The sequence below is a fragment of the Brevibacterium atlanticum genome (genome assembly GCF_011617245.1).
Lineage (GTDB): Bacteria > Actinomycetota > Actinomycetes > Actinomycetales > Brevibacteriaceae > Brevibacterium > Brevibacterium atlanticum.
In genome coordinates this window covers 3123093-3141241 of record NZ_CP050152.1, presented here as the reverse complement: position 1 = coordinate 3141241, position 18149 = coordinate 3123093, and the positions used below count along the sequence as shown (strand labels likewise).

Below are 18149 nucleotides of genomic sequence, written 5' to 3'. Positions count from 1 at the left end.
CCCTGGTGGCCCGGAACGCTTCGTTCCGGGCCACCGGTGCATTCACCCCTCGAGCCGGGTGCGCAGACGTTCGAGTTCTTCTCCAGCGGCACGGACAACTCGATCCTGCAACGTCGCGCATGCAGGTGCCTCTCAACTACTGATCAGTCAGTTTTCATGTTCCCGAGCGCCGATGATCGTTAGTCTGGATCAGACAGACAGCACCGACGCTTGAGGGACACCATGACAACCGGCTTGCCGATGCCCATCGCCCGACTCCGTGAGGTCTCGAAGATCTTCGATCCCTCAGGCGCCGCGGTCACCGCGCTCAACCGGGTCAGCCTCGACATCGCACCGGCGCGCCTGACCGCTGTGATGGGTCCCTCCGGGTCCGGCAAGTCGACCCTCATGCACGTCCTCGCCGGACTCGACCGCCCTACCGAAGGCACCGTCCACCTCGGCGAGCAGGAGATCACCGATCTGCGCGACGACGAGCTCACCGCCTTGCGCAGGCGTCGGATCGGCTTCGTCTTCCAAGCGTTCAACCTCGTCCCTACGCTCAGCGTCAAGGAGAACATCCGGCTGCCCTTCGACCTCGACGACCGGAAGCCGAACGCCGAAGAACGCGAGTGGATCTCCACCGTCGTCGCCCGCCTCGGACTCGGCGACCGGCTCAAGCACCGACCGGGCGAACTCTCCGGAGGCCAGCAGCAGCGCACCGCCATCGCCCGCGCGCTGGCCACCCGCCCCGACATCCTCTTCGCCGACGAACCGACCGGCAACCTCGACGGCCGATCGGGACGCGAAGTCATGGCGATCCTCTCCGACGCCGTCCGCGACTTCGGACAGTCGATCGTGCTTGTCACCCATGACCCGCTCGTCGCCGCCCACGCCGACCGCGTCATCTTCATCGCCGACGGCACCCCCGTCACCGAACTGAACGAGACGATCAGCGCCGAGGCGATCTCGCAGGCGATGCTCGACCTCGACGAACGCGCCGAGGCGGCCGATCGTGATCATTCAGCCGCGGCCGGACCCGACGAACGTGCCGCGGCGGCGGGGAGCCGCCGATGAATCCGCTGCGAGAGATCCGGGCCAACCCGGGGCAGTTCTTCCCCAGCGTCCTCGTCGTCTTCATCGCCGCACTCTTCGGCACCGTCATCATGCAGGGCATCGCGATCCTCACCGCCTGGCTGACCTCGGCGAAGATCATCGCCGAATCGACCAACGCGCAGAACCTGCTGTCCGTCGTCGGCTACGTCTTCTTCCTCATCGCCCTCTTCGTCTCCGCCATCGTCATCGCCAACACGTTCTCGATCATCGTCGCCGGTCGCAGCCGGCAGCTCGCGCTGCTGCGCCTCATCGGCGCTTCGGCGAAGCGGCTGCGGCGGGCCGCCTCGGTGGAGGGTCTGCTCATCTCCGTACCCAGCGCGGTCCTCGCATTCGCCGCCTCGACGGCTCTGTCGTGGGCGACGTTGAGCTACCTCGGCGAACGGGTCACCACTGAGGTCGGTCTCCTCGACCCGGTGATGGTCGTGCCCGCACTCGCCACCATCGTCGTGACGTGGCTGTCGGCGTATCTGGGGGCCTACCGGATCACGCGGATCTCGCCGATCGAGGCCACCTCGCAGGCCGTCGAACGCCGTCTGGAGGATGCCCGTGCCTCACTCGGGGCACTGACCGCCACACTGCTCCTGCTGACCATGGGCCTGACCTTCCTCATCAGCGCCGTCGTCGGCGCCGGATCGCAGCGGCTGTCCATCATGGGCGTCCTCCTCGTCGCCCTCGGCGCGGTGCTGACATTCCTCGGCATCATCGTCGGCCACCCCTGGATCCTGCCGCCGGTGCAGTCGGTCATCGGTCGGCTGCTCGGCCGCACTGCGGTGTCCCGGCTCGCGGCGAAGACGATCGCCCAGCATCCGACGCGCAACGCCCGCACGGTCATCGGACTCGTCATCGGCATCACGCTCATCGTCATGTTCGCCACCGCCATGACCACCTTCCGCGATCAGATCGTCGCCTACGCCCGCTCCTTCGGTGAGGAAGGGTGGAACGGCCTCGAGGACGCTCTGGCCGAGGTCGTCGACAAGACGATGCTGTTCTTCCTCGGCCTCATCCTCTTCTCCGTCATCATCGCCGTCATCGGGGTCGCGAACGCCCTCATGCTCTCCGTGCGGCAGCGCACCCAGGAGATCGGCCTGCTCAGGGCGCTCGGCCAGACGCCGAAACGCGTGCGCCGGATGATCGCCGCCGAAGGCCTGCAGCTGAGCCTGACCGCGTGCGTGATCGCCGTGCCCTTGGGCATCGCCTACGGGTGGATCGGGGCGCTGACCCTGCTGTCGCCGCTGCTGGGACTCTTCGCCCCATCCGTGCCCTGGTGGGTCATCATCGCCGTCGCCGGCGGCAGCCTCGTCGCCGTCCTCGCCGCCAGCCGCGGACCGGCCCGCGCGGCGACGTCGATCAGCCCGGTCGAAGCCCTCGAAGCCGTGTGACGCCGGGGCGTGCGACGATATTCGCCGAGGTGGGGCCCAGTTCGGCGGGTGCGCCGAGGTGGGTCCGGAGTCGGGCCGGTCAGACCCGCGCCGAGGTAGGGCTCAGCCGGCCGCGTTCGCCGAGTCGAGGTCGGTCACCGTTCCGTTGGAGCCGTCGATGCGGACTCGCTGTCCCGAGGTGAATCGGCTGGTGGCGTCCCTGATGGCCATGACGGCGGGCAGTCCGAGCTCGCGGGCGGTGACCGCACCGTGCGAGAGTGCCCCGCCGCTTTCGGTGATCACGCCGCTGGCCTGGTAGAACAGTGCCGTCCAGGCCGGGTTCGTGGTGCGGGCGACGAGGATCGCACCATCGGGGAACGACGAGAAGTCGGCAGGGGAATGGACGACGAAGACCTCTCCTTCGACAGTTCCCGGGCTGCCTGCGGTCCCGGTGATCTGGTCGCCGTCGGCGTCCACAGCCGGGGTCGTCGCGCCATACTCCCACTCGGGTGTGCGGTCGACCGCGGTCTGGTAGGCGGCCTTGTTCTGTGCCGCGATCTCCGTGAGTCCTGACAGGGCGGACGTACGGTCCGAGGTTCCTGCTGCGCTGGCACCTGCACCGCCATCGGTGTCGGCGGTGCGGATCGCCTCATCGAGGTGCTCGAAGTCGATGAAGTATACGTCCGAGGCCTCGGACAGGACTCCGGCGTCGACGAGGCGTGCCCCGAGTTCCCGAAGAGCCCGGCGCATCGGCAGGGTCAGCCGAGTCGTCTGATAGTGCTCGAGGTCATCGAGCGCGGTGTAGGTCCGCGCCAGACGGATGACCTCCTGGACGAGGTAGCGCAGCTGCTCCGGTGCGGCATTGACGACGGCACGTTCGGTCTCGGCCTGCACGATCTTGCGCTCCATGTCCGAGGGGACCGCCGACTGCGAGGGCCCTGCCTCGCCGTCGGCACTCCCCACGCCGCCGGCTCCTGCCGTGCCGTTCGCGGAGTCCCGCTCCGCCGCCGTCCGTGCGGCGAGCAGCCGGATCTGGTCGAGCACGATGTGTGGGGCCTCCACCCAGGTCGGATGGTAGGCATCGAAGTCGAGCTCACGGTGGCCGTGCTGAGCCAAGAACTTCTCGAACGCGCCAGCGAACTCCGGGAATCGCTGAAGTGCTGCCACCCCGGCCTCACCATGGTTGTCCTCGAGTGCGGCCAGCAGCTGCGCATCGGCTGCCACGTATGCCGATAGGTCTCTCAACTCGGCGTTGACCTGCGAGGTCTTCGTCTCGGTCGAAGCCATGAGACGTTCGAACACGACCTGCGCCTGCTCTTCGTCGAGAGCGAGCGAGAGCATGTGCTGCAGAGCGGCATAGAGTGTGCCCTGCGTCAGCGAGATCGCGATGTTCGGGCGGAAGTACTCGGTGCCGAGGTCACTGATCGCGATCACGTGCTCCCACACCTCGAGCAGTGACTTGTCCTCGAGCGGTTCATTCGACAGCCGTCCGATTCCGATGAGATACGTGTCGAGATCGCGCATCCACTGCACCGGCAGCTCCTGGACCCACCCGAACTGCCGAGCGATCTGCGGCAGCGATTCCGTGATCGCCTCGACGCTGGAGAGCATGTTCGTCGGCAGCCGCCCGGCGTAGAGGTCGACGGCGGTCTGGTTGCCGTAGATGTAGAAGTCGCGCATGACGAACCATTTGTCGTCGAACGGCGGCAGCCCCATGAGATCGAAGCTGTGATTGAGCGAATGGTGGAACCCAGCCTCCACGAGATCCCAGGTCAACGGGGTCACCGGGGTGGGGAAGCGTTCCGCCGATTCGTCGCGGGTCCACCTCGGGGCGACCCTGGTGATCGGCCGCGACTGGAGAAGGTAGAGCCGCCCGTCGTGGATCGCCCATTCGATGTCCTGCGCGAACCCGAAATGGTTCTCCGCCTCCACCGCGAGTTCGGCCACCGCCCTGGTCTGCTCCTGCGTCAGCGCCGGGCGCGACCGCTGCTCCTCGCCGAGGCGGACGACCGTCGTCCGCGCCTCGTCCCCAACACCGAGGCGGTTCCCGCCACCCCCGTCACCGGCGGGCTCACGCATGACCAGCGCAGTCGGCTTCTCGGCGATCTCGGCAGCGACTTGCTCTCCGGTCTCCCGGTGCACCCGGAATTCGTCGACGGGTTCCTCTCCGCCGACGACCGTTTCGCCGAGGCCGAAGGCCGCATTGATGAGCACCTCGTCGGTGTTGCCGCGCACCGGGTCGACGGAGAACGCGACCCCGGCGGCCTCCTCGGCGCCGACAGCGACCATGAGCTGGACGACGACGGCCATCTTCGCCTCGAGCTGGTCGACGCCGAGCTGCCGGCGATAACGGAAGGCGTGCTCGTTCCACAGGGAGGCATAGCAGTCGCGCACCGCCTCGGCGATCGCACGGATTCCGCGCACGCCGAGGTAGGTGTCGTGCTGCCCTGCGAACGCGGCACCCGGCAGGTCCTCCATCGTGCCCGAGGATCGCACGGCCACGGCCCCGTCGTCGAGACCGGCTGCGGTGGCCGCCTCGGCGAATTCGCTCAGCCACGCCTCGGGGAACGGTGTGGTGCGGATGAGCTCGGCGATCGCCTCGGCGGGGGAGTCGGTGCCGATGAGCTCGGTGATGCGGGTCTGCAGGGGCGCGATGAAACGGGTGTAGGCATCGGCGGTGACGATGAACCCGCCGGGCACGGGCAGGTTCTGCGCGGATTTGGCCAGGCTCGCGCCCTTGCCGCCGCTGCGGGCCAGCTCGGTGGCGAGGGGATCGGTGAAGCTGAGGGTGAGGCTCATCGGTGCTCCTTCGGGTCTGCGGCTGACGCACATCTGCCATTGACGAGGCGGTTCACAGCCGGATGCGGCGCATCCCCAGCAGCAGCCAGCCGATCATGCCGCTGAGGACGCCTGCGCCGATGACCGCGGGCCAGAAGACGGCCGCGACGATCAGCGCCGGTACCCAGACCATAACCGCTGCGAAGCCCGCGAGGAGGCGAAAGAATGTGACAGTATTGCGACCGTCCGCCCGCGACCCGGCGAAGCCTGCGGCGGCGAGGACGGGCGCGAAGACCCACATGAGCGCGAACCCGAGGGCGCGGATGAGTGGGTAGGTGCGTGGTGCTGGCCCGGCGTTCGCCGAGGTGGGGCCGCCCCTCCCATTGCCAGCCCGGGTGCCGGCGCCGTCCCGACCGTCAGCCGAGTCTGCCGCCTGCTGGAGCTCGAGGAACGTCTGCGCGTAGCTCGCTCCTCTGCCGGGAGTCCGTCGTGCGCGTTCGAGCGCCTCGGCTTCGATGCGTTCGAAGGTGGCTTCGTCGGGGCAGTTGACCGAAACTGCGTCGAGGGCCGATCCCATCGCCGAGGCGACCGCCGACTCCCATTCCCGTCGATCCCGGCCGTCACGGGAGGGGAGCGTGACCGCGGGTCCGTGGACCACCTCGGCGCGGGAGCGGAACCGATCCGGGGTCGAGTAGAACAGGCCGACGGGGATGACCTCGAGGTCGATGCCTTCGTCGATGAGGGTGCAGGCGATGCGGGCGGCACCGGACTTGTACGGCTGGGGACGATGGCCCCATTCGCTGCTGGCCTCGGGGAAGATGCCGAGGTCACCGCCTCGGCGCAGGTGGGCGAGGCCGGCGTCGACGGGGCTGGCCACCGAGGCCGGATCGAGGCCGTAGCGGTCGACGTCCTTGGGTCGGACGACGGGGATGCCGGCGATGAACAGGCGGAGGAACCAGTGGCGGAGGAGTTGGATCGAGACGAGGAACTGGGCGCGGGGAAATGCCGCAAGCACCTGGTGGCCGTCGATCGCGCCGTTGCGGTGGCTGGCGATGATGAGGCGGGGACGTCGGGTGGGGGAGGGCGGTGCCTGTCCGTCCTGACTTCCGCTGAGGTCGAGCACGCGCACGCGACCGAAGTACACGGTGCGCATGGCCGCGTTGATGATCCGGTGCCGCAATCCCAGTGAGGCGTCGCTCATGACACCAGTCCACCACAGGTTCCGTCGTGTTCGTCGATCGATCGGGGAGTCTCAGCTTCCGATGAACCTGTATGATGCAAGACAACTTGTAGGTAGATTGGCGAACGAGGGGGAGACGCAATGCCGATCGGGTGAGGCGCCGCAGACGACTCACTCTTCTCTGAAATACTCACCGAAGAACGTGAGTCGTTGAGAGAATTGCATGCCGCAGTGGGCCCGCTGCAATGACTCGGTGCTGGCAGGCCTCAGCTGCGGCGGTGAGCGGAGAGGCAGCGCCTGCGGTCGATGCGCATGACCCGACCGGCGTTGCGGCGACGGCGCTGCGTGCAGTCCTCGGGGGCGAGGAAGTTCGGGCGGGGAGTGCGGATGACTCCGGCTGGTCGGCGATCGTCGTTGTGCTCGTCCGCCGTCCACTCGTCCGTCCGGCGGGCTCCGAGTTCGGAGGAATCGATGAAGGCTTTGAGCTCGTCGATGAGCCGCAGCTGCATCTCGTAGAGACTCTCATCGTTGCCGGGGTAGTCGAGGAGAACCTCCGCGGTCTCGTCTCCGCTGGCGACGATTCTGACGGTGAGCCGTCGTGTGTCCTCCGGGTCGCGGATCATCGCAATGCTGTCCCACTCGTCATTGGCGAACAGACCGAGAACGATCGGCGTGACGACCTTCTCGGAGAGGAAACCTTCCGTCAGTTCGATGCGGTCCATGTCTTCCACCTTAGAGCCTGTCCGGCCGGGATGCATGAGGCGGGTCGGACAATTGCGGGATTCTTCAAAGAGATGCGGAACGCCCGCATAGAATGAACCAATGCCCCGCAGTCCGCTCCCGCCTCGAGAGGGAATCTCGGCGACCGCTCTGCGCGCCCCCGGTGGGAAAGCCACCCACGCAAAGAACCACCTCCCCGTGCCGGCCACGATCGGTGACTGGCTCGAATCCGAATTCCCCGAGGCGGCTCCGGCCTTGCGTCACAGCCTCCTGACCGACGGAGATATGCGCGCCGAGGATGGGCAGCCGGTGAACTGGGACGATCCCGTCATCCCCCGGCGGGTTCTACTTCTTCCACCGGCCGGTGCCGCCCGAGAAGCGGATCCCGTTCGAGGTCGGAATCGTGTTCGAGGACGACGACCTCCTCGTCGTCGACAAACCGCACTTCCTCGCGAGCACTCCGAACGGTCGCTTCGTCCGCGAATGCGTCGTCACCCGCCTGCGCGTCGACCTCGAGCTGCCTGATCTCGTCGCCATCCACCGTCTCGACCGCATCACCGCCGGTCTTCTCGTCCTGTCCAAACGACCCGAGACCCGCGGTACCTACCAGCGCCTGTTCCAGGACCGCCGGGTGACGAAGACCTACCGGGCGCTGGCACCCGCCCCGCCAGCGGACATCGAGTTCCCGCTGGTACGGGAATCCCGGCTGATCAAACCCGTGGGCGGACGGCAGGTCCTCGAAGTCGAGGGGGCACCGAATGCGATCAGTCGGATCAGCCTCGTCCGCACCATGAGCGGAACTGAGCCGTCCGCGGACATGACAGGGCCACCTCGGCGAGGGGATTCCGACGGTGCCGGCAGGGGCGGCACCGGGGAACCCGACGGTGCGCCACCTCGGCGAGGGGATGGGATTGCGGAGTATGCGCTCGAGCCGTTCACGGGCAAGACCCACCAGCTGCGGGTGCACATGAACGCGATCGGGCTGCCCATCCTCGGGGATCCGGTCTATCCGGTCGATCTGGCGCCGGACCCGTACGACTTCTCCTCACCGCTCCAGCTGCTCGCCGCGGAGCTTGCCTTCGATGACCCACTCACGGGGCACCCGCGTCATTTCACCACGCGGCTGAGCCTCGACCCGGGCTGCGTCGTGACATCCTGAGCAGCCTGCTTCGGCCTTCCGGTAGCCGAGTTCGCGCACCTGCGGCGGGGACGCGGTAGCCTGGTGTCATGAGTCCACAGTCCCCCGGATGCACTTCAGAGGCCATCGTCGCCCTTGTCCGCACCCGCATCACCAACGGCGAATACCCGGCCGGAAGCCCGGTTCGCGATGGTGCGCTGGCCAAGGAATTCAACGTCTCTCGCAACACCGCCCGCGAATCGCTGAGCCTGCTGCGCCATGCCGGACTGCTCACGCAGGAACCCAACCGCGGGTTCTTCGTCTCGACCTTCGGCATCGACGAACTCAAAGACCTCTACCGTGCCCGTCGGGTCTTCGAGATCCGCGCCGTCCAGGAGTCGCAGGACGCCACCGACGAGGCGATGGCCGCCGTCGAAGCCTCCGTCGTCCGGGCCGAAACCGCGCCGAAGAACGAGACCTGGGCCGATGCGCAGGAACATTCGGCCTCTTTCCACCGGGCAATCGTCGGCCTGCTCGGATCCCCTCTGCTCGACGAGTTCTACCTCAACCTCATGGCGCGTCTGTCGACGACGTTCTCGCGCTCGCAGGAACCCGGCAAGTACCACTCGCACTGGGCGAACCCGCACCGGGAGATCCTTGAGAAGATGAAGTCAGGGGACCGGCAGGGTGCCGAAGGGCTGCTGCGCATCCACCTCGACGACTCCGAAGCCTCCACCCTCGACCTCGCCCGGTCGGTGGGGGAGGGGCGCTGAGGCTGTCTCGAGGTCGGCGGTTAGGGCCGTCTCGGGGTTGGCGGTTTGGACCGTCTCGGGGTCGGCGCTCGGGGCATCGGCACCGCTGGCCGCGGGGTCGCTCCCGTCCGTGTAGTCAGTCTCACAGTGCTCGGTATTTGAAACCATGGCGGGCGACTCTCTGGCTCCGATACCATTGAGCCACCGTATCTTCGCGTCGAAAGGCTGTTTTCATGGGAAACCCTGAGCAGGAATCACAGGCCGCAAACGATCCGTTCGCCCTCACGGGCCTGACGTATGACGATGTCCTCCTCCTGCCAGGCGACACCGATGTCATCCCCTCCGAAGCCTCCACCACCACGCGGCTGACCAAAGAGATCGAGCTCAGCATCCCGCTCGTCTCCGCGGCCATGGACACCGTGACCGAATCCCGGATGGCCATCGCCATGGCCCGCATCGGCGGCCTCGGCATCATCCACCGCAACCTCTCAGCCGAAGACCAGGCCGACCAGGTCGACTACGTCAAGCGCTCCGAATCGGGCATGATCAACGACCCGCTGACGATCACCGCGGACAAGACGCTCGAAGAGCTCGACGAGATCTGCGGCAAGTACCGCATCTCCGGCCTGCCCGTCGTCGACGAGAACAATGTGCTCGTGGGCATCGTGACCAACCGCGACCTGCGCTTCGTCACCCGCAGCGAATTCCCCACCCGCACCGTCGCTGAGACGATGACGAAGATGCCCCTGGTCACCGCGCCCGTCGGCGTCGCAGCCGAGAAGGCCTTCGAACTGCTCGCCGAACACAAGGTCGAGAAGCTGCCCCTGGTCGATGACAACAACGTCATCCAGGGCCTCATCACCGTCAAGGACTTCGTCAAGACCGAGGAATACCCGCTGGCCACCAAGGACGACGAAGGTCGCCTGCGCGTGGGTGCCGCCGTCGGCTTCTACGGCGACGCCTATGAGCGTGCCGGAATGCTCGCCGAGGCGGGTGTCGACGTCCTCGTCGTCGACACCGCCAACGGTCACGCCAGGGGAGTCACGGACATGATCCGCAAGATCAAGTCCGACCCGGCGTTCGCGAACGTCCAGATCATCGGCGGCAACGTCGCGACGAAGGAAGGCGCGCAGGCGCTCGTCGATGCCGGAGTCGATGCCGTCAAGGTCGGCGTGGGCCCCGGATCGATCTGCACCACCCGCGTCGTCGCCGGCGTCGGCGTCCCGCAGGTCACCGCCGTCCACCTCGCCGCCCAGGCCGCCCGCGCGGCCGGTGTCCCGGTCATCGCCGACGGCGGCCTCCAGTACTCCGGTGACATCGGCAAGGCCCTTGTCGCCGGTGCCGACACCGTCATGCTCGGCTCCCTGCTGGCCGGCTGCAACGAGTCACCGGGTGAACTCATCTTCGTCAACGGCAAGCAGTACAAGGCCTACCGCGGCATGGGCTCGCTCGGCGCGATGGCTCCGCGCAAGGGCAAGTCGTACTCGAAGGACCGCTACTTCCAGGCCGACATCGCCACCGACACCGACCTCATCCCCGAGGGCATCGAAGGCCGCGTCGCCTACCGCGGACACCTCAAGCAGGTCGCCCACCAGCTCACCGGCGGACTGCGCCAGACGATGTTCTACGTCGGAGCCCGCACGATCGACGACCTCAAGTCCAAGGGCAAGTTCGTCCGCTTGACCACCGCGGGACTGAAGGAAAGCCACCCGCACGACATCCAGATGACCGTCGAGGCCCCGAACTACGTCGTGAAGTGATGTAGGCGGGCCCCTGGACGAAGATCCGGGGCCCCTCAACGGTGAGAAGCCGCAGTTTCCGCTTGCACGCGAGGACTGCGGCTTTTTGCGTATGTGCTCTTCGGCATGAGCTCGGGCACGCGACTGCGGCCGTCGTCGTTGTCTCACGATGGCAGACGATCGGAGCTCGTGTGAGGAAGACCACGAGGTGAATTTTCGGGCCGATGCACCCGTAGTCGGCGAGGCCTCTTTGGCCTGCGAACGCTGGGCAGGGCCACATTGCCCCAGGTCAGGATGCTACTCCCGTAGTCGGTGAACTCCGGCGAACGGCCTTCGAAAAGTTCGACACTTAGGGTAGGTTTCCCTAATGCCGACCGCGCTCTGCGGTTCGCTCATCGAAGGAGGAAACCTTACAGTGACGACTTCTCTGCTCTCCGACACCGAAGCGACACCACCCGCAGCACCCCTCCGCGCCCCCGAGACTCCCCACGACGATTCGACGCCCCACGGTTCGAACCCCACCCGCACCGACGCTCTGCTCGGTGCCCACAGCGCCCACGAGTATACGGCGCTCATGCACGACGTCGTCGACTCGCTCGGCCGACGCTTCCACGCCACCGAAACGGCCACCTCGGCGAATGACCGCAGCCAGCTCCAGGCCGCCGTCGACGCCGTCGACCTCGACACCCCCGGCATCGGCAACGCCGAGGCCCTGCGCGAAGTCGACGCCCTCTACGCCGACAACGCGGTGTGGTTCCACCACCCCAGCTACGTCGCCCACCTCAACTGCCCCGTGGCCGTCCCCGCCGTCGCCGCCGAGGCGATGCTCGCAGCCATCAACACCTCGGTCGACACCTACGACCAGTCCGAGGTCGCCACGCTCATGGAGCGCCGCCTCATCGACTGGACGTGCGGACACCTCGGATTCGACGACGGCGACGGCATCTTCACCTCCGGCGGCACCCAGTCGAACCTGCAGGCGCTCTTCCTCGCCCGCGAGAACGTCATGGCCGGGCTTCACGCGAACGCTGACTCCACGACCCGCACGGACGCCGCCCGCCCCGAACTCCTGTCCCGGCTGCGGATCCTCGCCACCGACCAGGCCCACTTCTCCGTCTCCCGCGCAGCCTTCCTCCTCGGCCTCGATGCCGATGCGGTCGTCACCGTCCCGACCGACGTCAGCGGTCGGATGGACGCCGAAGCGCTCAACGCCACCCTGCTGGCGATCGAAGCCAACGACCAGATCCCCATGGCCGTCGTCGCCACCGCCGGAACCACCGACCTCGGCGTCATCGACCCGCTCGAGCCCATCGCCGAGGCATGCGAAGCGGCGAACGTGTGGCTGCACGTCGATGCCGCCTATGGGGGAGGCCTGCTCTGGGCCCCTCGCCGTAGCCACCTGCTCGACGGAATCAGCCGGGCCACCTCGGTGACCATCGACTTCCACAAGACGTTCTTCCAGCCGGTGTCGTCATCAGCCCTGCTGATCAGGGACTCGCGCCTGTTCGCGCCGACCATCCACCACCACGACTACCTCAACCCGGAAGCCGAGGCGCAGTCTCATGAGGCCGAACCCAACCAGGTCGACAAGTCCCTGCAGACCACCCGCCGCTTCGACGCTCTCAAGCTCTGGACGACGCTGCGCGCCCGCGGGGCGAACGAGATCGGAGCGATGATCGACACCGTCTGCGACCTCGCATCCGAGGTCCGGAAGCTGCTCGACGGTCAGGCCGACTTCGAGGTCCTCGGAGCCTCGGACCTCTCCACCGTGCTCTTCCGCTTCACTCCGGCAACTGCCGGTGCCGCGGCATGCGACGAACTCGTGCCGATGATCCGCCGGGTCCTCTTCCGCTCCGGCCGCGCGGCCGTCGCCCGCACCACCATCGACGGCAGACCGTGGCTCAAACTCACCCTGCTCAATCCTGACACCAGCATCGACGACATCACCGCGGTGCTCGACCTCGTCCGCGCCACCGGCCACGGAATCCTCGCCGGCCGGCACATCACCACCGAAGGAGGCGCAGCATGAGCGCACAGTCCACAGACGTCCACGACCTCCTCGGCGTCGGCATCGGTCCCTTCGGACTCGGCCTGGCCGCACTCTCTGAGCCGCTCAATGATGTCGACGCGGTCTTCCTCGACCAGCGGCCCGAATTCCGCTGGCATCCGGGCATGATGATCGAGGGCTCGACCATCCAGGTGCCGTTCCTCGCCGACCTCGTCACCATGGCCGACCCGACCTCGCCGTACTCGTTCCTCAACTTCCTCAAGGAGCGCCGGCGCCTCTACCCCTTCTACATCCGCGAGTCGTTCTACCCCCTGCGCGCCGAATTCGACGAATACTGCCGGTGGGTCGCCGCACAGCTGGAATCGCTGAGGTGGAACCGTCGCGTCGTATCCGTGACCAGGGAAGACGGCATCTTCACCGCCATCGCCGAGGTGACCGACGACTCCGCTGCGGTCGTGACGACCGAAACCTACCGCGCCCGGCACCTCGTGCTCGGCGTGGGCACACAGCCGGTGCTGCCGCCCGCCCTGCAGGGGCTGTCGGTGGCTGGGGTCGAGGATCGTGCGGCGGGCTCGGGCAGCGGTACGGGCCAGTCGGCCGGTGCCGGGCCGCTCATCCACACCGCCGACTACCTCGACAACCGCGAAGCGCTGCTCGATTCCGGCGCGGTGACGATCGTCGGCAGCGGCCAGTCCGCCGCCGAGATCTACCGCGACCTCATCGAGGATGCCGAAGACCGCGGAGTGCGGGTGGACTGGGTGACACGCTCGCCGAGGTTCTTCCCGATGGAGTACACGAAGCTCACCCTCGAGATGACCTCCCCGGAGTACACCGATCACTTCCGCGCCCTGCCCGATGCGCTGCGCGAACAGGTCGGCCGCGAGCAGCGCACCCTGTACAAGGGGATCTCCGGCGACCTCGTCGACGACATCCACGACACCCTCTACCGGCTCAGCGGCGGCGGGCGGACACTGCTGACGAACCTCGTCTCCGAAGCCGAACTCGAGACCGCCGAAGTCGACCCGATCAGCGGCGAATACCTGCTCGGGTTCCGCAACACCGCCCTGAATGAGACCTTCACCCGCAGGTCCGGCTCGGTCGTCGCGGCCACCGGCTACAAGTCACGGGTGCCGGACTTCCTGGCCCCGCTCAGCGACGAGGTGCGCCTCGACTCGCGCGGCCGACTCGACGTCAGCCGCCACTACACGATCAACGACGAGCGCACGATCCACGTCCTGGGCGGCGAAGAGCACACCCATGGCGTCACCGCACCCGACCTCGGCTTCGGTCCGTGGCGGGCCTCGGTGGTGCTCGCCGAGGTGACCGGCCGGGAACCGTACCCGATCGAGAACCGCATCGCCTTCCAGACCTTCGGCGTGCCGGCCGACGAATCCGACGCCGTGCCCGCAGCCTTCGCACTCGACGACTCCAAGGAGATGTCACACGCATGACCACAGAACTCATCACCGACCCGACAACCACCACTGTCGGCGATCCCACAGCGCCTCACGCGGAGGAGGAGCCCACCGGTGCGGAACCGGCTGCGGATCCGACCGCGAACCCGGCGGCCGAGCTCCCGGCCGCCAAGCTCACGGCCGCCTCGGCGAGGGTAACCATCCGACCGCTCGACGTCGACCGCGACACTGCGGCACTCCACGCCTGGCTCACGCATCCGCGCGCCCGCTACTGGATGATGACCGACCTCGACGAGGCCGGAGTGCGGACCTACCTCGAGGGCATCCGCGACTCTGCGGACGATGCCGGCTGGGTCGGCTCCGTCGACGGCCGCGAGAGCTTCTACGTCGAGACCTACACCCCGGACAGCCTCATCCCGCAGAACGTCCTGGCCACCGGGCCCGGGGACATCGGGATGCACCTGCTCGTCGCACCCCCGGCCGGACCGGCCGTGCACGGGCTGACCGATCGCATCATGGCCGAGGTCATCGACTTCTGCCTCAGGCCCTCTGACCAGGGCGGGCGCGGGGGCCAGCGCGTCGTCGTCGAACCCGACGCCCGCAACGACGCGATCATCGAGAAGAACCGAGCCGCCGGCTTCACCCCCGTGCGCGAGGCGACCATCATGATGGGTGAGATCGAGAAGCACGCGCTCGTGAGCGTGTGCACGCGCGCCGACTTCGCCGGCAGCGCACTCGCCCCGCTCATCGGAACCGACGACGGCCGGGACGGTGTCGCGCCCGACGCCTACGCCCACCTCAATGCCGACGCCTTCGCCGTCGTGCAGCGCCACCTCGTAGCCAAAGCCCTGTCCGAATTCGCCCATGAACGGCTCATCGCACCGGTGCGGGTCGACGCCGATGCGGCCTCCGGTGCGGACGGGAACGCGCCCACTGCAGGGGAAGCAGCCTCGGCGAAGGACGGCGGCCAGACGTGGGAGCTTCGCATCGACGGTGCCACGCGGTACACGTTCACCGCCCGCGTCCTGCCGCTTGAGCACTGGATCATCGACGAAGCGAGCATCACCCGCCGGCAGGGTGAGGCCGAGGTTCCGCTCGACGCGCAGGAATTCGTCGTCGAACTCCAGGACGCACTGGCCATCCCCGAGGACCTCATCTCCACCTACCTCGAGGAACTCGCCTCGACCCTGGCCGGCGCCGCATACAAACTCGAGGACGCTCGGGCCGGACGCCGACCGAACTCTCGCGACCTCGTCGACGCGGACTTCCAGACCACCGAGGCGGCCATGACCGAGGGGCATCCCGGGTTCCTCGCGAACAATGGTCGCATCGGATTCGGGCTGTCCGATTTCCGCCAATGGGCGCCCGAGAACGGACAACTCAACCGTCTCGAATGGGTCGCTGCGAAACGCGAGCACAGCCACCTCTCCCTTGGTGAGGGGCTCGACGAGGCAGGCCACCTCGGCGAGGCTCTCAGCGATGCGGAACGGGAACTGTTCGATTCCCGAATTCGGGCGGCAGGGCAGGATCCCGCCGACTTCCACCTCATGCCGATCCACCCGTGGCAGGCCGATCACCGACTGGCGATCACCTTCGCTGCCGACATCGCCCGCGGGGACCTGCTGCCGCTGGGAGCAGGACTCGATGAGCATCAGGCGCAGCAGTCCCTGCGCACGTTCTACAACCATTCGCGTGAGGCCGCCCCGTACGTCAAGGTTGCGCTCGCCGTGCAGAACATGGGGTTCCTGCGCGGGCTCTCACCGAAGTACATGCGCGACACCCCGGCCATCAACGACTGGGTCGCGAATCTCATCGGCTCCGATGACACCTTCGCCGGCGCCGGATTCCGGGTGCTGCGGGAACGCGCGGCGCTCGGCTACACGGGAGATGTCTACCACCGGACGAAGGAGACGAACCCGCACCGGAAGATGCTCGCCTCCCTCTGGCGCGAGAACCCTGTCGACAAGATCGACCCAGGTCAGAAGCTCATCACGATGGCCGCGCTGCTCCACCGCGACCATGAGGGCGTGTCTTTCGCGAGTGAGCTCATCCGCGCCTCGGGGCAGGGCACTGCGGACTGGGTGCGGTCCTATCTGCGGGCGTACCTGTACCCGCTCGTCCACGCGCTGCTCGCCCACGACCTCGTGTTCATGCCGCACGGGGAGAACCTCATCCTCGTCCTCGACGAGCACACCGTGACCGGGGCATTCATGAAGGACATCGGCGAGGAGGTCGCCGTACTCGGACACCGCGAACTGCCCGCCGACGTCGAGCGCATCCGCGCCGTCGTGCCAGGGGAGGAGAAGGCGCTGTCGGTATTCACCGACATGTTCGACGGCGTCCTGCGCCACCTCTCGGGCATCCTCGACGCCGATGGGCTGCTGCCGGCCGAGCAGTTCTGGACGGTCGTCGCCGAGGTGCTCGACGAGTATGAAGCCGCGCACCCGGAAGCCGCAGGCGGAGTGAACGGCGACGTCGACCTGCGGGCCGAGTCCTTCGCCCATTCGTGCCTCAACCGCCTGCAGCTGAAGAACACGAAGCAGATGGTCGACATCGGCAATCAGGCCGAATCCCTGCTCTACGCCGGCTCCATGGACAACCCCGTGGCCCGCTGACCGGGTGAGCAAATCGCCGGCCTGAGCGGTCGGCGAAGCGCCGAAACCGAACCCAGGAATCGCCGAGGTGGGGCACCGTCACGGAGCCCCACCTCGGCGATTGCCGTCCGACCTGTACACCACCGACGTGTCCTGCATTCGCCACGCCAGCGGTTAGTATCATTCCTATGCTCGACCGCGCGGTGCTGCGCGGCGACTCGAACCGGTCCCCAGACTCTAAGGCGTGCTCATGGCGAAGCAGAACGATCGGCCGACCCTGGCCACGGTCGCTGCCCGCGCCGGAGTGAGCATCAAGACCGCCTCCCGCGTCCTCAACGGGGAGAAGCACGTCGCCCAGGCCACCGCCGAGAAGGTCGAAGACGCCGCGGCCGAACTCGGCTTCCGCCTCAATCCCACGGCCAGGCGACTGCGCGCCGGCGGGCGCTCGCCGTATATCGGCGTCGTCCTCTCCGATGCCGATGACGCCTTCCAAGCTCGAGTGTTCTCCGCCCTCGAAGCCGAACTCGCGACCGTCGACCTGCGCCCGGTGGTCACGGTCATCGGCGACGATCCCGATCGTGAACAGGCCTTCCTCGACGAGTGCCTCGCCAATGACCTGTCCGGAATCATCGTCGTCCGCGCCCACCCTGATGCCGCGGACAACTACGCCCGCGCCGCAGCCGCCTCGGGGATCCGGATCGTCTCGTTCGACCCAGCAGTGGCCAGTCGGTCCGGGGAGGGGATCAGCGTCCTTGCTGGTGACGAAGCCGCAGCTGGTCGCCTGGCCGCCCAGCAGCTGCTCGACCACGGGCACATCGCCCTCGGCGTCATCGGCGATCACTCGACCTCGCTCATCACCACTCGACGACTCGAAGGCATCCAATCCGCCTTCACCGGCCGCCACGATGTCGGCTGGCGGGCCTATATGCGCGAAGACGCCCACGACGAAGCCAGCGCGAAGAACGTCGTCGCCGCCTGGCTCGGCTCCCGGAGCGCCCCGAGCGCACTCATCACGCTGTCGGCCACGCTCACTCAGGGCGCCATCGACGCCTGCCGCCGCCTCGACGAATGGCCCGCGCTGGTGGGCATCGACGATTTCCCCACCGCCGAACTCCTCGACGTCACCGTCATCGACCGTGACGTCGAGACCATGGTCGCCGAGGCGGTCCGCAGTCTCCAGGACACGGTCGGGGAGGAGGACGGCCGCCTCGGTGGGGGTGCCGGTGACGAGAACGGCGGCCCCGGTGACGGCGCATCACTGGGACAAGATGTCTTTCCGGTTCGCGTCATCGCGCGCGGCAGCGGCGAGGAATTGCCCGAGCAGGAGCGAAGACTTTCGGCGCGAAACAGTTGACACCGAGGGCCGATGGGCGAATCATATTCAACAGCCTGACAA

12 protein-coding genes are annotated in these 18149 nt (G+C 67.5%); 9 read left to right on the top strand and 3 right to left on the bottom strand.

Annotated elements, in window-relative coordinates; translation table 11 throughout:
- The first annotated feature begins 222 nt into the window (after nt 1-222).
- Together GUY23_RS14020 and GUY23_RS14015 are read left to right on the top strand one after the other, a co-directional pair.
- Nucleotides 223-1053: an ABC transporter ATP-binding protein gene (locus GUY23_RS14020; protein ID WP_166973274.1), complete on the top strand. Its 831-nt coding sequence runs from the start codon at nt 223-225 to the stop codon at nt 1051-1053.
- Nucleotides 1050-2471: an ABC transporter permease gene (locus GUY23_RS14015; RefSeq protein WP_166973272.1), complete on the top strand. Its 1422-nt coding sequence runs from the start codon at nt 1050-1052 to the stop codon at nt 2469-2471. The genes GUY23_RS14020 and GUY23_RS14015 overlap by 4 nt, the downstream gene beginning before the upstream one ends.
- Nucleotides 2472-2573: 102 nt before the next feature.
- Here the strand turns inward: GUY23_RS14015 and GUY23_RS14010 are convergent, their stop codons facing one another.
- The 3 genes from GUY23_RS14010 to GUY23_RS14000 all read right to left on the bottom strand — a co-directional run bounded on the left by GUY23_RS14010 (nt 2574) and on the right by GUY23_RS14000 (nt 7130).
- Nucleotides 2574-5249 (bottom strand): PEP/pyruvate-binding domain-containing protein, encoded by a 2676-nt coding sequence (locus GUY23_RS14010; RefSeq protein WP_166973270.1) that lies wholly within the window; start codon nt 5247-5249, stop codon nt 2574-2576.
- 52 nt (nt 5250-5301) lie between these two features.
- A complete protein-coding gene (locus GUY23_RS14005) occupies nt 5302-6429 on the bottom strand; it encodes a lysophospholipid acyltransferase family protein (protein ID WP_166973268.1) in 1128 nt (375 codons plus the stop codon).
- A 245-nt stretch (nt 6430-6674) separates the two neighbouring features.
- The gene (locus GUY23_RS14000) at nt 6675-7130 is read right to left on the bottom strand and encodes a hypothetical protein (RefSeq protein WP_166973267.1); all 456 of its coding nucleotides are present in this window, start codon (nt 7128-7130) and stop codon (nt 6675-6677) included.
- Between the two features lie 401 nt (nt 7131-7531).
- Between GUY23_RS14000 and GUY23_RS13995 the strand changes: the two genes are divergently transcribed.
- The 7 genes from GUY23_RS13995 to GUY23_RS13965 all read left to right on the top strand — a co-directional run bounded on the left by GUY23_RS13995 (nt 7532) and on the right by GUY23_RS13965 (nt 18107).
- Nucleotides 7532-8287, top strand: a complete 756-nt coding sequence (locus GUY23_RS13995) for a pseudouridine synthase (protein WP_228282355.1) — start codon at nt 7532-7534, stop codon at nt 8285-8287.
- A gap of 68 nt (nt 8288-8355) precedes the next feature.
- The gene (locus GUY23_RS13990) at nt 8356-9018 is read left to right on the top strand and encodes a GntR family transcriptional regulator (RefSeq protein WP_166973265.1); all 663 of its coding nucleotides are present in this window, start codon (nt 8356-8358) and stop codon (nt 9016-9018) included.
- A 212-nt stretch (nt 9019-9230) separates the two neighbouring features.
- A complete protein-coding gene (gene guaB, locus GUY23_RS13985; protein ID WP_166973263.1) occupies nt 9231-10757 on the top strand; it encodes an IMP dehydrogenase in 1527 nt (508 codons plus the stop codon).
- Between the two features lie 553 nt (nt 10758-11310).
- Entirely contained in the window at nt 11311-12765 is a 1455-nt protein-coding gene (locus tag GUY23_RS13980) for a pyridoxal phosphate-dependent decarboxylase family protein (protein ID WP_166976168.1), read from the top strand.
- On the top strand, nt 12762-14195 hold the full coding sequence (locus tag GUY23_RS13975; protein ID WP_166973261.1) for a lysine N(6)-hydroxylase/L-ornithine N(5)-oxygenase family protein: 1434 nt from the start codon (nt 12762-12764) through the stop codon (nt 14193-14195). Before GUY23_RS13980 ends, GUY23_RS13975 begins: the two co-directional genes overlap by 4 nt.
- On the top strand, nt 14192-16774 hold the full coding sequence (locus GUY23_RS13970) for a GNAT family N-acetyltransferase (RefSeq protein WP_166973259.1): 2583 nt from the start codon (nt 14192-14194) through the stop codon (nt 16772-16774). The genes GUY23_RS13975 and GUY23_RS13970 overlap by 4 nt, the downstream gene beginning before the upstream one ends.
- A 229-nt stretch (nt 16775-17003) precedes the next feature.
- Nucleotides 17004-18107, top strand: coding sequence for a LacI family DNA-binding transcriptional regulator (locus GUY23_RS13965; protein WP_166973257.1), 1104 nt, complete (start codon nt 17004-17006; stop codon nt 18105-18107).
- Nucleotides 18108-18149 lie beyond the last annotated feature (42 nt).

Excerpts from the sequence above, each read along its gene's own strand:
- GUY23_RS14020 (WP_166973274.1), top strand. The coding sequence starts at position 223 with ATGACAACCGGCTTGCCGATGCCCATCGCCCGACTCCGTGAGGTCTCG.
- GUY23_RS14015 (WP_166973272.1), top strand. The coding sequence starts at position 1,050 with ATGAATCCGCTGCGAGAGATCCGGGCCAACCCGGGGCAGTTCTTCCCC.
- GUY23_RS14010 (WP_166973270.1), bottom strand. The coding sequence starts at position 5,249 with ATGAGCCTCACCCTCAGCTTCACCGATCCCCTCGCCACCGAGCTGGCC.
- GUY23_RS14005 (WP_166973268.1), bottom strand. The coding sequence starts at position 6,429 with ATGAGCGACGCCTCACTGGGATTGCGGCACCGGATCATCAACGCGGCC.
- GUY23_RS14000 (WP_166973267.1), bottom strand. The coding sequence starts at position 7,130 with ATGGACCGCATCGAACTGACGGAAGGTTTCCTCTCCGAGAAGGTCGTC.
- GUY23_RS13990 (WP_166973265.1), top strand. The coding sequence starts at position 8,356 with ATGAGTCCACAGTCCCCCGGATGCACTTCAGAGGCCATCGTCGCCCTT.
- guaB (WP_166973263.1), top strand. The coding sequence starts at position 9,231 with ATGGGAAACCCTGAGCAGGAATCACAGGCCGCAAACGATCCGTTCGCC.
- GUY23_RS13980 (WP_166976168.1), top strand. The coding sequence starts at position 11,311 with ATGCACGACGTCGTCGACTCGCTCGGCCGACGCTTCCACGCCACCGAA.
- GUY23_RS13975 (WP_166973261.1), top strand. The coding sequence starts at position 12,762 with ATGAGCGCACAGTCCACAGACGTCCACGACCTCCTCGGCGTCGGCATC.
- GUY23_RS13970 (WP_166973259.1), top strand. The coding sequence starts at position 14,192 with ATGACCACAGAACTCATCACCGACCCGACAACCACCACTGTCGGCGAT.
- GUY23_RS13965 (WP_166973257.1), top strand. The coding sequence starts at position 17,004 with ATGGCGAAGCAGAACGATCGGCCGACCCTGGCCACGGTCGCTGCCCGC.